This window comes from Polaromonas sp. (assembly GCF_012927485.1).
Lineage (GTDB): Bacteria > Pseudomonadota > Gammaproteobacteria > Burkholderiales > Burkholderiaceae_C > Polaromonas.
Genome location: NZ_JABBPC010000026.1, coordinates 1 through 16,146, shown reverse-complemented (window position 1 = coordinate 16,146; position 16,146 = coordinate 1). Strand labels below are relative to the sequence as shown.

22 protein-coding genes and 1 pseudogene are annotated in these 16,146 nt (G+C 56.7%); 5 read left to right on the top strand and 18 right to left on the bottom strand.

What is annotated here, in order from left to right; genetic code table 11:
• Positions 1–6 precede the first annotated feature (6 nt).
• Positions 7–1,629, bottom strand: a complete 1,623-nt coding sequence (locus tag HHJ16_RS10100; RefSeq protein ID WP_293642559.1) for a sigma 54-interacting transcriptional regulator — start codon at positions 1,627–1,629, stop codon at positions 7–9.
• Positions 1,630–1,700: 71 nt separating this feature from the next.
• On the opposite strand from HHJ16_RS10100, the gene HHJ16_RS10095 reads away from it, so the two are divergent.
• From HHJ16_RS10095 to HHJ16_RS10085, 3 genes are read left to right on the top strand one after another with little or no spacing between them, the layout of a single operon-like run.
• Positions 1,701–2,936, top strand: coding sequence for a CaiB/BaiF CoA-transferase family protein (locus HHJ16_RS10095; protein ID WP_293642558.1), 1,236 nt, complete (start codon positions 1,701–1,703; stop codon positions 2,934–2,936).
• A gap of 54 nt (positions 2,937–2,990) precedes the next feature.
• Positions 2,991–4,400 carry a bifunctional DedA family/phosphatase PAP2 family protein gene (locus HHJ16_RS10090; RefSeq protein ID WP_293642557.1) on the top strand — a complete coding sequence of 470 codons (1,410 nt, stop codon included), beginning with the start codon at positions 2,991–2,993 and terminating at the stop codon, positions 4,398–4,400.
• Between the two features lie 51 nt (positions 4,401–4,451).
• A complete protein-coding gene (locus HHJ16_RS10085) occupies positions 4,452–4,715 on the top strand; it encodes a hypothetical protein (RefSeq protein WP_293642556.1) in 264 nt (87 codons plus the stop codon).
• 64 nt (positions 4,716–4,779) lie between these two features.
• Here HHJ16_RS10085 and HHJ16_RS10080 read toward each other — a convergent pair whose 3' ends face one another.
• The 3 genes from HHJ16_RS10080 to HHJ16_RS10070 all read right to left on the bottom strand — a co-directional run bounded on the left by HHJ16_RS10080 (position 4,780) and on the right by HHJ16_RS10070 (position 7,677).
• Positions 4,780–5,382 (bottom strand): OmpW family outer membrane protein, encoded by a 603-nt coding sequence (locus HHJ16_RS10080; RefSeq protein ID WP_293642555.1) that lies wholly within the window; start codon positions 5,380–5,382, stop codon positions 4,780–4,782.
• Between the two features lie 192 nt (positions 5,383–5,574).
• The gene (locus HHJ16_RS10075) at positions 5,575–6,852 is read right to left on the bottom strand and encodes an aminotransferase class I/II-fold pyridoxal phosphate-dependent enzyme (RefSeq protein ID WP_293642554.1); all 1,278 of its coding nucleotides are present in this window, start codon (positions 6,850–6,852) and stop codon (positions 5,575–5,577) included.
• A 120-nt stretch (positions 6,853–6,972) separates the two neighbouring features.
• Complete coding sequence (locus HHJ16_RS10070) at positions 6,973–7,677, bottom strand: DUF4197 domain-containing protein (RefSeq protein WP_293642553.1); 705 nt, start codon at positions 7,675–7,677, stop codon at positions 6,973–6,975.
• Between the two features lie 16 nt (positions 7,678–7,693).
• On the opposite strand from HHJ16_RS10070, the gene HHJ16_RS10065 reads away from it, so the two are divergent.
• Positions 7,694–8,209 carry a TlpA disulfide reductase family protein gene (locus HHJ16_RS10065; RefSeq protein WP_293642552.1) on the top strand — a complete coding sequence of 172 codons (516 nt, stop codon included), beginning with the start codon at positions 7,694–7,696 and terminating at the stop codon, positions 8,207–8,209.
• A gap of 125 nt (positions 8,210–8,334) precedes the next feature.
• On the opposite strand, the gene HHJ16_RS10060 is transcribed toward HHJ16_RS10065, so the two are convergent.
• On the bottom strand, positions 8,335–8,790 hold the full coding sequence (locus HHJ16_RS10060; protein WP_293642550.1) for a cytochrome c: 456 nt from the start codon (positions 8,788–8,790) through the stop codon (positions 8,335–8,337).
• Positions 8,791–8,975: 185 nt separating this feature from the next.
• Here HHJ16_RS10060 and HHJ16_RS10055 point away from each other — a divergent pair, with 185 nt between their 5' ends.
• Positions 8,976–9,665 carry a cytochrome b/b6 domain-containing protein gene (locus HHJ16_RS10055; protein ID WP_293642548.1) on the top strand — a complete coding sequence of 230 codons (690 nt, stop codon included), beginning with the start codon at positions 8,976–8,978 and terminating at the stop codon, positions 9,663–9,665.
• A gap of 167 nt (positions 9,666–9,832) precedes the next feature.
• On the opposite strand, the gene HHJ16_RS10050 is transcribed toward HHJ16_RS10055, so the two are convergent.
• The 13 genes and pseudogenes from HHJ16_RS10050 to HHJ16_RS09990 form a co-directional block, all read right to left on the bottom strand.
• Entirely contained in the window at positions 9,833–10,339 is a 507-nt protein-coding gene (locus tag HHJ16_RS10050) for a peroxiredoxin (protein WP_293642547.1), read from the bottom strand.
• A 187-nt stretch (positions 10,340–10,526) separates the two neighbouring features.
• The gene (gene rpsQ, locus HHJ16_RS10045) at positions 10,527–10,796 is read right to left on the bottom strand and encodes a 30S ribosomal protein S17 (RefSeq protein ID WP_293642545.1); all 270 of its coding nucleotides are present in this window, start codon (positions 10,794–10,796) and stop codon (positions 10,527–10,529) included.
• Positions 10,793–10,999, bottom strand: coding sequence for a 50S ribosomal protein L29 (gene rpmC / locus HHJ16_RS10040; RefSeq protein ID WP_293642544.1), 207 nt, complete (start codon positions 10,997–10,999; stop codon positions 10,793–10,795). The genes rpsQ and rpmC overlap by 4 nt, the downstream gene beginning before the upstream one ends.
• 16 nt (positions 11,000–11,015) lie before the next feature.
• Positions 11,016–11,432 carry a 50S ribosomal protein L16 gene (rplP, locus tag HHJ16_RS10035; RefSeq protein ID WP_011481235.1) on the bottom strand — a complete coding sequence of 139 codons (417 nt, stop codon included), beginning with the start codon at positions 11,430–11,432 and terminating at the stop codon, positions 11,016–11,018.
• 26 nt (positions 11,433–11,458) lie between these two features.
• Positions 11,459–12,367 carry a 30S ribosomal protein S3 gene (rpsC, locus tag HHJ16_RS10030; protein ID WP_293642543.1) on the bottom strand — a complete coding sequence of 303 codons (909 nt, stop codon included), beginning with the start codon at positions 12,365–12,367 and terminating at the stop codon, positions 11,459–11,461.
• Between the two features lie 12 nt (positions 12,368–12,379).
• Positions 12,380–12,709, bottom strand: a complete 330-nt coding sequence (gene rplV / locus HHJ16_RS10025) for a 50S ribosomal protein L22 (RefSeq protein ID WP_007866508.1) — start codon at positions 12,707–12,709, stop codon at positions 12,380–12,382.
• Positions 12,710–12,718: 9 nt separating this feature from the next.
• Entirely contained in the window at positions 12,719–12,997 is a 279-nt protein-coding gene (gene rpsS / locus HHJ16_RS10020) for a 30S ribosomal protein S19 (protein WP_007866503.1), read from the bottom strand.
• Between the two features lie 10 nt (positions 12,998–13,007).
• Entirely contained in the window at positions 13,008–13,832 is an 825-nt protein-coding gene (gene rplB, locus HHJ16_RS10015; protein WP_293642540.1) for a 50S ribosomal protein L2, read from the bottom strand.
• A 2-nt stretch (positions 13,833–13,834) separates the two neighbouring features.
• The gene (gene rplW / locus HHJ16_RS10010; RefSeq protein ID WP_293642539.1) at positions 13,835–14,161 is read right to left on the bottom strand and encodes a 50S ribosomal protein L23; all 327 of its coding nucleotides are present in this window, start codon (positions 14,159–14,161) and stop codon (positions 13,835–13,837) included.
• Positions 14,158–14,778, bottom strand: coding sequence for a 50S ribosomal protein L4 (gene rplD, locus HHJ16_RS10005; RefSeq protein ID WP_293642537.1), 621 nt, complete (start codon positions 14,776–14,778; stop codon positions 14,158–14,160). Before rplD ends, rplW begins: the two co-directional genes overlap by 4 nt.
• On the bottom strand, positions 14,778–15,461 hold the full coding sequence (gene rplC / locus HHJ16_RS10000) for a 50S ribosomal protein L3 (RefSeq protein ID WP_293642535.1): 684 nt from the start codon (positions 15,459–15,461) through the stop codon (positions 14,778–14,780). Before rplC ends, rplD begins: the two co-directional genes overlap by 1 nt.
• A 226-nt stretch (positions 15,462–15,687) precedes the next feature.
• Entirely contained in the window at positions 15,688–16,002 is a 315-nt protein-coding gene (rpsJ, locus tag HHJ16_RS09995) for a 30S ribosomal protein S10 (protein WP_026778318.1), read from the bottom strand.
• A 25-nt stretch (positions 16,003–16,027) separates the two neighbouring features.
• A pseudogene (locus tag HHJ16_RS09990) lies at positions 16,028–16,146 on the bottom strand (elongation factor Tu); the annotation flags it as partial.

The following is a 16,146-nucleotide window of genomic DNA, read 5'->3' as shown; positions in this document are numbered from 1 at the left end:
GCTGAGTCAGCGCAATCCAGCCTTGCGCAATCGGTAGCCGTATTGGCGCATCGTGAGACCCAGACTCTGCGCGGCGCGAGACTGGTTGCCGCCGTGCGCCTCCAATGCAGCTTGAAGGGCGAGGGCGGAGTGCGAAGTCGCACTGGAGTAGTCGCGTACAAGCGGCGGCTCCCTCAGGCCAGGCACCGTTGCCAAAGGGTCAGAGGAAGGCGGCAAGGAAGTGTCTAAAGGTGCTTGCTGCACAAAGCGCTGCAACGCGGCTTCAGTCACGACGGTCTTGTCCGCTAGAAGGACCAGCCGCTCAATCAAGTTGCCCAGCTCGCGGATGTTGCCCGGCCAGTCGTGGCGTGTCAGCATTTGCAGGGCACCCGCCGAGAGGTTGACGTTGCGTTGGTGAGTTTGATTAGCCCGATTCAAAAAGTGAAGGGTCAATGCGGGAATATCCTCGCGCCGCTCGCGCAAAGAGGGCAGACGAATCGGTATGACATTCAGTCGGTAAAACAGATCCTGCCGGAAGCGGCCGATCTGCACGTCGGCCGATAGATCACGGTGGGTCGCCGCTACCAGGCGGACGTTCACCTTCAACTCACGTCGCCCACCCAGGCGAACCAGCGTGCCTTCCTGCAGAGTCCGCAAGAGCTTGGACTGCAGGGCCAGCGGCAGTTCGCCGATCTCGTCGAGGAAGATGGTGCCGCCATCCGCCTGCTCGAACCACCCTGGACGTGCGCTGTTAGCGCCGGTGAAGGCGCCCCGTTCGTGGCCGAATAGCTCGGACTCGAACAGTGACTCAGGGATGGCCGCACAGTTGACCTTAATGAAGGGTTGGTCGCGTCGGCCACTGGCCAAGTGCACGGCGCGCGCAAAGAGTTCCTTGCCGGTGCCCGATTCGCCCAGCAGCAAAACGCTCACGCTGGCCTGTGACACCTGTTCCAGCTCGGCGAGCGCCCGGAGAAGTGCAGGAGAACTGCCGACCAGTCCATAGCGCGCTGTCTTGGCGTCAAGCGTTTGGGCCAGCATCGTATTGTGGTCCTGAAGTCCCCGGGTTTGCTCGGCCACGAGTTGCTGCAACTGGAGTAGCTGGCCTGCCAAGGTAGCGAGTACGCGCAGCACCGCCAAATCGTCATTGAGGTGCCGCTGGCGGCTGCGGATGCGGTGACAAGCCAACACGCCAACCGGCACATTATTCACCACCAATGGCAGCGCAAGGAAGGCGACAGTTTCGGGCGGAAGTTGATTGCGCGCCACGGCCCGGAACAGAAACTGCGGTTCTTGGTCGATATCCTGCACGAGGACCGGCTGGCCGGTCGCCAGCACGCATCCGGTGAAGCCCTCACCCCAAGCATAGCGGCCCCGGTCGATTTCTTCGCGCGTGAGGCCGTAGGCGTGGCGTATGGAGGAGGTACGCGTCTCCTGCCCACCCGTCTGCCCCTCGGCCCCCTCATCAGCCAACACGATCCGGCCACGATTAAGCCCTAGTAATTCACTCATTAAGTGCAGCATTTCGCGAAATACCAACTCCGGTGCCAAGCTCCGGCCGACCAACCGCATGATCTCGTGCATCAGCAGCAACTCCTGAACGTGCCATTCGTTGGCATTCAGGGAAGGGGTGTCGAGTTGCGATTTCGGCATGTCCTGCCTACCGCAAGTTTCGGGCCCAGAGCGGAAATTCAGGCGCAGAGTACGCTGGCAAAATAGCGACCATGAACTCTCTTCAAGGCATTCGCATCCTCGATTTGTCCCGCGTCCTCGCGGGCCCGTGGTGTACCCAGACGTTGGCTGACCTCGGCGCTGATGTCATCAAGATCGAGCGCCCAGACACCGGCGATGACACCCGTTCCTGGGGACCGCCGTTTTTAAGGGATGAGCAGGGTGCGGAGACGCAAGAAGCCGCCTACTACCTCGGCACCAACCGCAACAAGCGCTCCGTCACCTGCGATATTTCCCAGCTGGCCGGCCAGACGCTAATTCGCGAACTGGTCACGCACTGCGACGTCTTTGTCGAGAACTTCAAAGTCGGCGACATGGCGCGCTACGGCCTCGACTATGCCTCGCTGAGCGCGATCAATCCGCGTTTGGTCTATTGCTCTATCACGGGGTTTGGCCAAAACGGGCCTTACGCCGAACGGGCCGGTTACGACTATGCGATTCAAGGCATGGGCGGGCTGATGAGCATCACCGGCGAGCGCGACGACCTGGGCGGTGGCCCTCAGAAAGTCGGCGTAGCCGTCGCGGATCTAATGACCGGCATGTATGCCACGGTCGGCATACTCGCCGCCCTGCGCCATGTCGAAAAAACCGGCGAAGGCCAACAAGTGGACATGGCGCTACTCGACACTCAAGTCGCCATGCTCGCCAACCTGGGGGCCAACTATCTGGTCAGCGGCAAGGTGCCGCAGCGCATTGGCAATGCGCACCAGAACATCGTGCCTTATCAGGTGTTTGAGGTATCTCCTGCAGCGGATGGCAGCAAAGACCACTTGATCCTGGCGGTGGGCAACGATTCCCAGTATGTGAAGTTCTGCAAGGTTGCCAATATTCCGGAGCTAGCCTCGAATCCACTCTTTTCCAAAAACCGAGACCGGGTCATTAACCGGGGCCAGCTGGTGCCGATGCTGGAAGAGGTGATGAGAACCCGCACCAAAGCCGATTGGCTGACCGCGCTGGAAGCGGAAAAAGTGCCGTGCGGCGCCATTAACAATCTAGCGGAAGTGTTTGCCGACCCGCAAATCGAGGCCCGTCACATGGTCACGCACTGGAAGCATCCGATTAAAAGCGACCTGCGCTTGGTCTCCAGCCCGATCAAACTCAGCGCCACACCGGTCCGTACTGATCTGCCGCCCCCCCTGCTGGGCCAGCACACCGAAGAAGTGTTGCGCAGCTTACTGAATTACTCTGCGACACAACTGGCGGAGCTGAGGCAAAAAGCGGTAATTTGATCGCCAGTTGCTCGCACCCCGCAGTTGGTTACCCAAGGCTCAAAGGAGATGCCCATGCTGCAGTACCTCATCAACCTTATCGGCCGCCTTGGACAATGGGGCTATCTAGTCATCTTCGTTGGCGCAATGCTGGAATCGGCCGCTTTTGTCGGCTTGGTTATTCCGGGCGAAAGCCTTGTGTTGGTCGCCGGCTTTCTTGCTGCCCAGGGACTGCTCGACCTGGACCTGCTGATCGCGGTCGTTGCCGTGGGAGCGGTCGTGGGAGACAGTCTCGGTTATGAAATGGGACGCCGCATGGGGCGCCCGGCGTTGACACAGTATGGCGGGCGACTAGGCTTGACCGACGCGCGCGTTAGCAAGGCAGATGCATTTTTTTCACGGCATGGCAGTAAAGCAGTTTTTTTGGGCCGATTTGTCGGTTTTGCCCGAGCCGTGGTGCCCTTCCTGGCTGGATCGTCCCGAATGGCTTATCGGAAGTTCTTGCCTTACAACGTCGCAGGCGCGGTTCTCTGGGCGTCCGCTGTCGCGCTGCTTGGATACTTCCTGGGCGCCAGCTGGCACACCGCCGAGCGCTGGATGGGGCGGGCCAGCGCATTGCTGGGCGGCCTCGCGGTATTCGCACTGTTGCTGATCTGGTTATGGCGATGGGCAGCGCGCCATGAGGGGTTCATTAGGCAAGTCGGGTATCGCCTTCTTCAACAACCGCGTATCCGAACGCTGGCGCTCCGCTTTGCGCCTCAACTTGCTTTTATTCGAAACAGGCTGTCTCCTCGCAATTATCTTGGCTTGCAACTCACCATAGGCGCAGGGGTGCTGATTGGCGCGAGCTGGTTATTCGGCGGAATCGCCGAAGACGTTGTCAGTGGTGACCCGTTAACCGTCATCGATTTGCGGGTGGCGCAATGGTTTCACGCACACGCCACACCACTTCTGACGCAAGTCATGCGCGTGGTTACGCACCTCCATGATCCGATTCCGGTTACCGCAGCCGTGCTGCTGATGGCCAGCTATTTGGCCTGGAAGCGGGACTGGTATTGGTTCATCTGCGTAAACGTCACCATACCATTCGGGATGCTGCTCAATGTCCTGATGAAGTACGCTTTTCACCGCGCCCGCCCCAGCTTTGACGATCCACTCGTTGCCTTGTCGAGTTACAGCTTCCCAAGCGGTCATGTAGCGGGCGCAACGCTTTTTTATGGCGTGGTGGCCGCAATGCTGGTGAAGACGATTCACGGTTGGCGCTGGCGGGTGATGATTGTGCTTGCGTCGATCGCGTTGGTGATTCTGGTGGCACTCACCCGAATTTATCTGGGTGCGCACTACCTCAGTGACGTGCTGGCTGCTTTCGCCGAAGGGGTCGCCTGGTTGACGCTATGCCTCACGGCGATGCACACTTACTGGCAGCACTCCCGTAGAAACCTCGCCCCCCACCCAAAACCGAACCCGCCCGGCCACACTGAATAGGGCAGCCACCTTGGTCACATTGATTAGTCAGCGCAAAACCACCTGAATCCGATGAGAGGTCTCCTTGCCAGCGTCGTGCAGGGACTGGGACAACTGACGGCACTGACCATGAGCATCAGTGGTGACTGGTTGTTCACGGGGAAGATACCCAACGGCTTGGTGCTCGAGAGACTTAAAGCTATCGCCAACCTGATGTGGATCTTCGTGATCAGCCATGCCGGACTGGCGGTGTTCCAGCAGATTCTGAGTCATCATGTACTGCAGCGGCGGTTCAGCAGTTCCCCTTCAATGCAGTTTGACTCATCGCCTGGGTGACGGGCATAAAAAAGCCCTGTCACGCGACTGAGTGACAAGGCTTGCCGTTCAGGAAAAGTTGAACTTAGAAGCGCCAGCCCAGACCAACGCCGAAGAGCACGGGATCGATCTTGAAGGTGCCGAGATTTGCCCCGCCGGCATGCACATCCGTGCGGATGTAAACCTTTTTCACGTCCACGTTGAGGTACATATTGCCGCTCAGCGGGATATCTACACCCGCTTGCAAGGCGGGACCCCAGCTGTTTTTGTCGATGGTGGCCGCGCCTCCCAGGACATCAACGCTGGAAAAATGCGTATAGTTAATACCTGCCCCAACGTACGGTTTGACACCCTTGACGTCAAAGTGGTACTGCAACGTCACCGTCGGTGGCAGGTGATAGAGGGTGCCGATGTCTTTGCCCAAAAGGCTGGAGTGCAATGTCTGCTTCTGGGGCACCGTCAGAACCAACTCAACCGCCAAATTTTTACTGAAGAAGTAGCTGAAGTCCACTTCAGGAATGACCTTGTTGTCAATACTCAGCCCCAGGCCCGTGGTGTCGCCATTGGCGCTTTCCAGGTTCACGGCACGAACACGCACCATCCAGGGACCTTCTTTGGCCTGCTGGGCAAAGGCTGCACTTGACACGAGAGCGCACAGCACGGCAGCTGCGATAACTTGTTTTTTCATGATGAGCGTTTAATAAAGAATTGGGAACATTCCCAGCACTGATTGGGCGCTTCCGGGGCCAAAAGCACGCTTGATTTGGCTCAAAAGTGCCACAAGCGGCCTAGTAGCCCGCCGTAAGGTTGACGCAGATCAAACATCGGGACCCAAAGGTCGGCCAAATCGTTGCGTAGCTGAAACAACGTGGCCGAAGAATCAGACCACGGACAGCGCCTGTTGGAGATCCGCCAGCAGATCATCAATGTGTTCAATGCCGATGGACAAGCGCACCATATCGGCACTGACACCCGCTTTAGCCAGTTCGGCGGGATCAAGCTGGCGATGGGTGGTGGAGGCCGGGTGGCAGGCGAGCGACTTCGCGTCGCCGATATTGACCAGGCGCGTGAAGAGCTTGAGTGCATCCTGGAAGCGGGTTCCGGCGGCAATCGCGTCAGCAGAATTCACGCCAAAGCTGATGATGCCGGAGGCTCGGCCGCCCATCAGCCTTTGCGCGAGCGCATGGTCGCGGTGGTCAGGCAGGCCCGCGTAGTTGACCCAAGCGACCTTAGAGTTGCTTTGAAGGAAGTGCGCTATTGCCAAGGCGTTGTCGCAAATGCGATCCATACGAAGGGCCAGAGTTTCAATCCCTTGCAAAATCAAAAAAGCGCTCATGGGGCTGAGCGCCGCGCCCATGTTACGCAACGGCACCACACGAGCCCGACCAATATAGGCCGCAGGGCCAAACGTATCCGTGTACACCACACCGTGGTAGCTCACGTCAGGCTCATTCAGGCGTTTGAAGCGGACCTTGTGATCGGCCCAGGGGAACGTGCCGCTGTCCACAATAGCGCCGCCTATCGTCGTACCGTGACCTCCGAGGTATTTGGTGAGTGAATGCACCACAATGTCCGCGCCATGCTCGAATGGTCGGCACAAGTAGGGGCTGGGCACCGTGTTGTCCACAATGAGCGGGATCCCTGCGACGTGGGCGACCTTCGCCAAAGCGGCAATGTCAGTGACATTTCCCAGCGGGTTGCCGACCGATTCGCAAAAGATGGCCTTCGTGCGTTCATCGATTAACTTGGCAAACGAGGCCGGATCTCGCGGATCGGCAAAACGCACCCCAATACCCATTTGCGGAAAAGTGTGTGCAAACAGGTTGTAAGTGCCGCCGTACAGCGTTGCACCCGAAACGATGTTGTCTCCTGCCTCGGTAATGGTTTGGATCGCATAGCTGGTAGCAGCCATGCCAGAGGCCACAGCCAATGCACCCACCCCGCCCTCCATAGCCGCCAGGCGCGCTTCCAGCACGCCATTGGTAGGGTTCATGATGCGGCTGTAGATATTGCCCGCAACCTTCAGGTCGAACAGGTCCGCTCCATGCTGCGTGCTATCGAACGCAAAGGCCGCCGTCTGATAGATGGGCACCGCGACAGCCTTAGTGGAGGGATCTGGCGAGTAGCCGCCATGGACGGCAATAGTTTCAATTTTCATGGGGTGCACCGGTTCAAAAGAAAGCAGCGTAACAGCCCTCTTGCCGGCTTGTCTAATACCCAGTAGTTGGATGCTTATGCAGGCGTTCTCCTGAAGCGGGGGAGCCCGTCGCAATTAGCGCTACTTCAAGGCCCCAAAAACCTTCTGAAGGATCGCGCTGCCGGTGCCGACTGGATTTTGACGTATTTTCCTTTCTTCTTCGGCAATGATCAGGTAAAGGCCGTCTAGCGTCTTGCTGGTGATGTACTGCTGAATGTTCGCGTCTTCCTTTTTAACCAAGCCAAAGTCAACGGCCTTGCTGGCAAATTCGTTGTATTTTCTGGCGACTTCAACCTTTTCGGTGGCTTGCGTGACTACCGGCAAAAACTTTGCACCCAACGGGGAACGGGTTTTTTCGACAAAAAAACTGGTGACAGAGGTTTCCCCGCCCTGCAATATATTTTTGGCGTCGTTAACGTTCATGGACCGGACTGCGCCGATTAGAAGGTCTTTACCCATCGGCACGGCGGCTTCAGCGGCGCGGTTGATGGCGGTGACCAGCTCGTCGATGCGCTTGCCTTGACCAAAATTTCTAAGCAGCTGTGAGGCGTTTTCCAGGTACCCAGGCAAAGGAATGCGAACTTTTGGGTTTCCGAGGAATCCATCTGGTTTGCCCAGTAAGGCCACGGCCGCCAATACGCCCTTTTCAAGGGCAGCTTTCAAGCCCCTACTGGCCTCGGCGTTGGTCAGGTCACTCAGTGACAGCGCGTAAGCTGGGCGGTTGGTGGTTAGCAGCAATGCAACCAGCGCAGCGACGCTGGCGTGGTTAAACTCTCGACGTAGCATGATGAGAACTTTCCCGATGAAAAACTTTTCTATTTTGTCAGTATGCCGCATGGTGTTGGCTAGCGCACTGGTGCTGAGCGGATTAGCGAACCTGTCGGGTTGCAGCGGCGCGCAGGCCGCGCCGGAATCGACCTTCGTGCTGCTGGATGGCAGCACAAAGACCACCGCCGACTTGAAGGGAAAAGTCACTCTCGTCAATTTCTGGGCCACCAGCTGCACGACTTGCGTGGCGGAGATGCCCAAAGTCATTTCCACCTACAACAAATACCATAGCCAGGGCTACGACACGTTAGCAGTAGCCATGAGCTACGACCCGCCAAGCTACGTCGTCAATTACGTCGAAACACGCAAACTGCCATTCAAGGTGGCGATTGACAACACCGGTTCAGTCGCCAAAGCCTGGGGCGACGTGCAGTTGACGCCGACCACCTTTTTGGTTAATAAACGTGGACAAATTGTCAAGCAGTTCGTGGGCGAGCCGGACTTTGGCGCGCTGCACAAGCTGATCGAGCAGTTACTCGCTGAAACCTGATCTCACTGCCTCAATCGTCGAACCTGCGCGGAAAAGCTCCTTTTGAAGCCATTTAGGCCTTTCTCGTTCGGCGGACTGCGCAGGCAGGCACTCATTCGACAGCGCCGATTCGGCGCTGATTCAGGTCACTTTTCGCGGAAAGCATCGTGGCAAACCTTGCAGGTCTCGGCGGTGGCGGCAAAAGATGTTTTCAGACTGGCGAGGGTGCCGGTCTTGGTCGAAGCTGCCAGCTTGGCAGTTTCTGCAATCATCTTGTCGCTATTTGCTTTGAACTTGGCCGGCTCGGTCCAGATTTCAGGTCGTGCTTTGGTATTCCCATCCATGTCCGTACCAGGGCCGAAGGCCGACCAGGGCAATTTTGCGAGAGCGGCGACGACTTCGGCGTTGTCAGCGGCCACCTTGGGATCGAAAGGCGTTCGACCATTGACCATAGCGCCCAAGCGGCCGAAATGCTGGCCCATCACAAACAGCGCACTTTGGCGGTATTTGATGGCATCCTCCGCTTTTGCAAATTGCGCGTACGCGGGAGCAGACAGGGCAACCAGAGTAGTTGTCGCAACGATACCGGCAAAAGCTTTCATGTTTTTCCTTCTCGGTTTTTCTTGAACTCGGGTGAATGGCAACTTTGCTCCGAGTTGCCAAACAGCTGGAGTTTAGCGACTACCTGTGAGTTCCGCTGGAACCTGACCGGCGAGGGAAGGCAGCCATCTTCAACCTGGCCGCCAGAACCGCTGTAGCAGTTCTGTAGCGTCAATAACAAACAATTATGTACACCAACAAAAGTTTGAACAAGGTGCGAGTCTGGGACTTGCCGACGCGGATTTTCCACTGGACACTGGCACTCTGCGTGTTGGGCCTTGCCATTACCGGCACCCTTGGCGGCGATGCGATGGTCTGGCACTTCTGGTTTGGCTATTCAGTCTTGGCGCTGCTTTTGTTTCGTGTCATTTGGGGGCTTGTAGGAGGGCGTTGGTCACGTTTTGGCGCCTTTATTTATGGCCCTCAGAGCGTAATTAGTTACCTCAAAGGTCAAGGCAAGCCCGAGCATGGTGTGGGCCACAGCCCTATCGGGGCTGTTTCGGTCTTCGCCCTACTAGGCGCTTCTCTGGCTCAAGTTGGCACGGGCTTGTTCAGTGACGACGAAGTCGCCTTTGCCGGGCCGCTGACACGCTTTGTATCCAACGCCACGGTCAGTCTATCAACTCATTACCATGCCCACATTGGCAAATGGTTGCTGCTTGGACTGATTGCACTGCACATTGCAGCCATCCTCTTTTACCTGCGTCGCAAACACAACTTGGTTGGCGCCATGCTGCACGGCGACAAAGCATTGGTGGTGGCCGCGCCGTCCGCTCGTGACGACGCGGTGTCACGCGGGCTAGCGCTGCTAATTTTGGCAGCTTGCGCTGCGCTGGCCTATTGGGTATCGGGCCTCGCGACGCCGCCTGCCTTCTAAATGGAAACGGACTTTCGACTGTCAGGCCTTTACTTCAACAGGGCCACCAATGCCGATGGCCTACTCTCCAGGTCCTGACTCTCGAGCGACCCGAACAACTGGCAGAAGCAGTGCTTGACGACGCCTGCCGAGCGGGCCAACAGCGCCCTCTCCCAAGCGCAAAGACGTCAGGCTTTGGCTTGTGCCAGCAGCGTATCCGCGTCACTGACTTCAAACTTGCCGGGACCTTCAATATTGAGGCTCGCGATTTTGCCGTCTTTGACCAGCATTGAATAGCGGCGGCTCCGCAAGCCCATGCCCTTGCCCGTCAAGTCCTGCGTCAGCCCGGTTGCCTTGGAGAATAGTGCATCGCCATCGGCCAGCATGCGTACCTTACCGTCGGTCTTCTGGTCACGCGCCCAGGCCCCCATGACGAATGCATCGTTCACGCTCACGCACCAGATTTCATCGACACCGGCGGCCTGAAGCTCAGAGAATTTCTTCACATAGCCTGGTACGTGCTGGGCTGAGCAGGTGGGAGTGAAAGCGCCGGGAAGCGCAAACAGAGCAATCGTTTTTCCGGCGCTCGCCTTGGTCACGTCAACCGCATTAGGTCCAATGCTGCAACCTTTACCTTCCACTTCCGAGTACTCCAACAGCGTAGCTGCCGGAAGAGTGTCACCTACTTTGATCATAAAGGCTCCTAAATTGAGGAAAAGTGAAAATCTATCAATACCGCCATTCTGATCCATGGAGAAAGTCTCGGGGCGATCACGGTCTTTTTTCGTCTCACACTTTGTCACGCGTTAACGGGAGCTGGAAACAAAAACGGCTCACAAAGCGAGCCGTTCTTTAATGACTTACCGCCAAAGCCCGGAGGACTTAAACGGCAGCGCCTTTCTGCACCAACCGGGTCACAACCCAGTTTTTGGTTTTGGAGATAGGACGACTCTCCGTGATCTCGATCGTGTCACCCATCTTGTACTCGCCTTTTTCGTCATGCGCATGGTACTTGCTGGACAAAGAGACAATTTTGCCGTAAAGCTCGTGCTTGACCCGGCGTTCTACCAGCACCGTCACGGTTTTAGCGCGCTTGTCGCTGACAACCTTGCCAACCAAAGTGCGTTTGAGGGATTTTTTAGGTTCCGTCATTTGTTGGCCCCTTGCTTGATGATGGTTTCCGCCAGAATGGTTTTGGCACGGGCGATGGCACGACGCGTAGACCGCAGCGTGGCAGTGTTGGTAAGTTGTTGCGTCGCTCTTTGCATGCGCAAACCAAAGTGGGCTTTTTGCAGCTCTTTGACTTCCACTTGCAGGCCGGCAACGTCTTTTTGGCGCAGTTCAGTAGTGTTCATTGCTTCATTCTCCTGATCACTGGCCGATCATGCGGCTGACGAACGTGGTGCGCAGCGGCAGCTTGGCCGAAGCCAGGCGAAACGCTTCGCGTGCAAGTTCTTCAGGCACACCGACGATTTCAAAAACGATCTTGCCGGGCTGGATTTCAGCCACGTAGTACTCTGGGTTACCTTTACCGTTACCCATACGCACTTCAGCAGGTTTTTGGGAAATAGGCTTGTCCGGAAAGACACGGATCCAGATACGGCCGCCACGTTTGACGTGACGGGAAATCGCACGACGTGCGGCTTCAATTTGACGAGCAGTCAGGCGACCGCGGTCAGTGCACTTCAGGCCGAAGTCACCGAACGCGACCGAGTTACCCCGGGTTGCGACGCCGGTGTTACGGCCTTTTTGCTCTTTGCGATATTTTCTGCGAGCGGGTTGCAGCATTGGTTATTCTCCGTTATTCCGACCGATTACTCGGTCTTGGCACCGTCAGCTGCTGCAGCTGGCGCGGCTTTGCGGACGCGCTTAACGGTGGTGGTGTTCGGGGCCTCGGCGCCAGACGCCTCAGCGGGTTTGTCGCTGCCGTCAGCTGGCGCCATATTCACGCCGACTGCGCGTGGCGCACGGGGTGCACTGCGGGGAGCGGCACGGTCTGGACGATCACCTGGGCGTGCGTCACGACGTGGGCCGCGTGGCCGGCGCTCCTCTTCCGCAGGCGTTTCCATCATCTTGGCACCAGGCGCATCGCTGCGACCCAATGTATCACCCTTATAAACCCAGACCTTGACACCGATAATGCCGTAGGTTGTCTTGGCTTCAGAGGTGCCGTAATCGATGTCAGCGCGCAGTGTGTGAAGCGGTACGCGCCCTTCGCGATACCACTCGCAACGAGCAATTTCGATGCCGTTGAGACGGCCAGAAGACATGATTTTGATGCCCAGGGCACCCAGACGCATGGCGTTTTGCATGGCGCGCTTCATCGCCCGGCGGAACATGATGCGTTTTTCAAGCTGTTGGGTAATGCTGTCAGCAATCAGCTTGGCATCAATTTCAGGCTTGCGAACTTCTTCAATATTCACGGCGACCGGCACGCCCAGCTGGCGGCTCAGTTCTTTCTTGAGGTTCTCGATGTCCTCGCCTTTTTTGCCGATCACAACGCCCGGACGCGCCGAAAAAATCGTGATGCGGGCATTTTTGGCAGGCCGCTCAATCACGACGCGCGAAACGGCGGCGTTCTTCAGCTTGGCTTTGAGGTACTCGCGAACCTTGATGTCTTCGGCCAGCATGCCCGAAAAATTGCGATTGCTTGCATACCAGCGGCTGGCCCAATTGCGGCTAATTGACAGGCGGAACCCGGTTGGGTTGATTTTTTGTCCCATATCCTGCTGCCCTTAGTTGCCAACTACCACGTACACATGGCACGTGGGCTTGCTGATACTGTTACCGCGGCCTTTTGCGCGCGCCGAGAAACGCTTGAGCGTGGCGCCTTGTTCGACGTAAATGGTTTTCACCTTCAATTCGTCGATATCGGCACCGTCGTTATGTTCAGCGTTGGCGATCGCAGACTCAACGACCTTCTTGATGATTCCGGCAGCTTTTTTCTGCGTGAAATTCAGGATGTTCAGCGCTTGATCCACTTTCTTGCCGCGGATCAGGTCAGCAACAAGACGACCCTTGTCGACCGACAGACGAACGCCCCGGAGGGTTGCACGTGTTTCCATGGTCTTTCCTTACTTTCTCACAACTTTTTTGTCAGCCGGGTGACCTTTGAAAGTCCGGGTGAGTGCGAACTCGCCTAGCTTGTGGCCAACCATTTGATCGGTGATGTAGACAGGGACGTGCTGCTTGCCGTTGTGCACGGCAATGGTCAGGCCGATGAACTCGGGCAGGATCATGGAGCGACGCGACCAGGTCTTGATCGGCTTTTTGTCTTTATTGGTAACCGCTTTGTCAGCTTTAGCTACCAGATGATGGTCGACAAAGGGACCTTTTTTGAGTGAACGGGTCATAGCCTATCCCTTACTTCTTGCGACGCGACACGATCATGACCTGCGTGCGCTTGTTGTTACGGGTACGGTAACCTTTAGTCAGATTGCCCCATGGATCGACAGGATGGCGGCCTTCGCCGGTCTTGCCTTCACCACCACCGTGCGGGTGGTCAACCGGGTTCATCACCACACCGCGAACGGTTGGTCGAATACCCATCCAGCGCTTCACCCCGGCCTTGCCCAAACGGCGCAGGCTGTGTTCTTCGTTGGCAACTTCACCAATAGTGGCGCGGCATTCGATGTGGATCTTGCGGACTTCACCGGAACGCATACGCACTTGAGCGTAGGTACCTTCACGTGCCAGCAGTGTCGCAGAGGTACCGGCCGAACGCGCAATTTGCGCACCTTTTCCGATTTGCATCTCGATGCAGTGGATGGTGGAACCTACCGGAATATTACGGATGGGCAAGGTGTTACCGACGCGAATCGGGGCTTCAGAACCGCTGATCAGCGTCGCTCCGACTTCAAGGCCACGGGGGGCGATGATGTAAGCGCGCTCGCCGTCGGCGTAGCAGATCAAAGCAATGTGGGCCGTGCGGTTGGGGTCGTACTCGATACGTTCGACCTTGGCCGGAATGGCATCCTTGTTGCGCTTGAAATCGACCACGCGGTAGTGATGCTTGTGGCCCCCGCCTTTGTGGCGAACCGTGATGTGCCCGTTGTTGTTACGGCCCGACTTCTGGAATTGTGGCTCCAGCAGTGGCGCGTGAGGTTCACCCTTGTGCAGGTGATCCCGGGAAATTCTCACCATGCCACGCATGCCTGGTGAGGTTGGTTTCATCTTAATGACGGCCATGATTATGCAGTCTCCCCGCCGAGGTTCAGCTCTTGACCAGGCTTAAGCGTTACATAGGCCTTGCGGATGTTGTCCCGTCGGCCGACGGACTTGCCAAAGCGCTTGGTCTTGCCTTTGATGTTAAGTACAGCGACTGCTTTGACATCCACCTTGAACATCAATTCCACAGCGGCCTTGATTTCATACTTGGTGGCATCTTGCAACACCTTGAAAGTCACAGAATTGGATTTTTCCGCGATCATCGTGGCCTTTTCAGACACGATGGGAGCGACCAAAACCTGCATCAGGCGGCCTTCGTCATATTTGGTTTGGGCGTTCACGGCGCTCATGCGAACATCTCCTTGAGTTGGTCCATGGCGGCCTTGGTCACCAGCACTTTTTTGTAGTGCACCAATGACAGCGGGTCAGCATAGCGAGGCTCAACCACCAGAATATTGACCAGATTCCGGGAAGCCAAGTACAAGTTTTCGTCGACCTGATCCGCGATGACCAAGACAGAACTGAGATTCATGGCCTTGAATTTATCAGCCAGGACTTTGGTCTTGGGGGAATCTACCGTCAATGAATCCACCACCGCCAGGCGGCCTTCGCGCGCCAGCTGGGAAAATATGGACGCCATGCCAGCGCGGTACATTTTCTTGTTGATTTTGTGCGTGAAGTTCTCGTCAGGCATGTTCGGGAAAATCCGTCCACCTCCACGCCATAGCGGCGAAGAGGTCATACCGGCACGTGCGCGACCTGTCCCTTTTTGTTTAAAAGGTTTCTTGGTCGAGTGACGTACTTGCTCACGGTCTTTTTGAGCGCGAGTACCTTGGCGGGCGTTGGCCTGGAAGGCCACGACCACCTGGTGAATCAGGCTCTCGTTGTATTCACGACCGAACACGGTATCAGGTGCGTCCACTTTGGACGAAACCAGACCTTGGTCATTCAGGAGTTCGACTTGCATCAGTTCGCTCCTTTCGCGGCAGCGGAAGGTTTGGCCTTGATCGCGGCACGAACCGTAACAAAACCACCTTTGGAACCAGGCACCGCACCACGAATCATCAGCAGCTGACGCGCTTCGTCGATGCGCACGATATCGAGGTTTTGCGTGGTTTTGGTGACATCACCAAGATGGCCAGTCATGCGCTTGCCCGGAAACACGCGACCAGGATCTTGCGCCATACCAATGGAGCCAGGAACATTGTGCGAACGGCTATTGCCGTGCGACGCGCGCTGCGAACTCATTTTGTGGCGTTTGATGGTACCGGCAAAGCCTTTACCAATGGAGGTACCCTGAACGTCCACCAACTGGCCAACCGCAAACACGTCGGCAGCTGGCACAACGGTACCGGCAGCGTATTTGCCTGCAACGTCGGCCGTCACTCGGAATTCTTTCAGGATTTCGCCGGCTTCAACACCTGCTTTTGCAAGGTGTCCCGCGGCTGGCTTGGTCACGCGCGATGCTTTGCGTGAACCAAATGCCACTTGAAGGGCATCGTAGCCGTCATTTGCTTCGGTTTTGACCTGGGTCACGCGGTTGTTAGAGACATCTACCACTGTGACAGGAACGGTATCCCCATCATCAGTGAACAGACGCATCATGCCCACCTTGCGGCCCAGCAACCCTAGGGAGTTGCTCAGACTCATTGTTTTCTCCGTAACTTCCACCGCTGCGACTTCAATTGGCCGCGGGCGTTTTGATGTGAAAGACTGTTAATAAAACTGTTTCAGACCTGAAATACAAATCCGGAACAGCCCAAGATTATAGCGCAGCCTGTCGGATAAGGCAAATCCGCGCTAAATCTTTGGCTTTTTTGGAAGACTTTCCGCAGTGGGCCGTTTGCCCTACGCGTTCAACCTCCCCGTTTCTCATTTACTGCAACTTGATTTCAACGTCTACGCCAGCCGGCAGATCGAGCTTCATCAACGCGTCGACGGTTTTATCCGTTGGGTCAATGATGTCCATCAGACGCTGATGGGTGCGGATTTCAAGCTGATCGCGACTCGTCTTGTTGACGTGAGGCGAACGCAAAATATCAAACCGCTTCATGCGGGTTGGCAGCGGCACGGGGCCTTTGACAATCGCCCCGGTACGTTTGGCAGTGTCCACAATCTCGGCAGCGGACTGGTCAATCAGTTTGTAGTCAAACGCTTTGAGGCGGATACGAATTTTTTGCTTGGTGGCCATGGTAATTCCTTTGGGTTATCTGGAATCAGGCGATGATTTTGGCGACAACGCCAGCACCAACGGTTTTTCCGCCTTCGCGAATAGCGAAGCGCAGGCCTTCTTCCATGGCAATCGGGTTGATCAGCTTGACGGTGATCGACACGT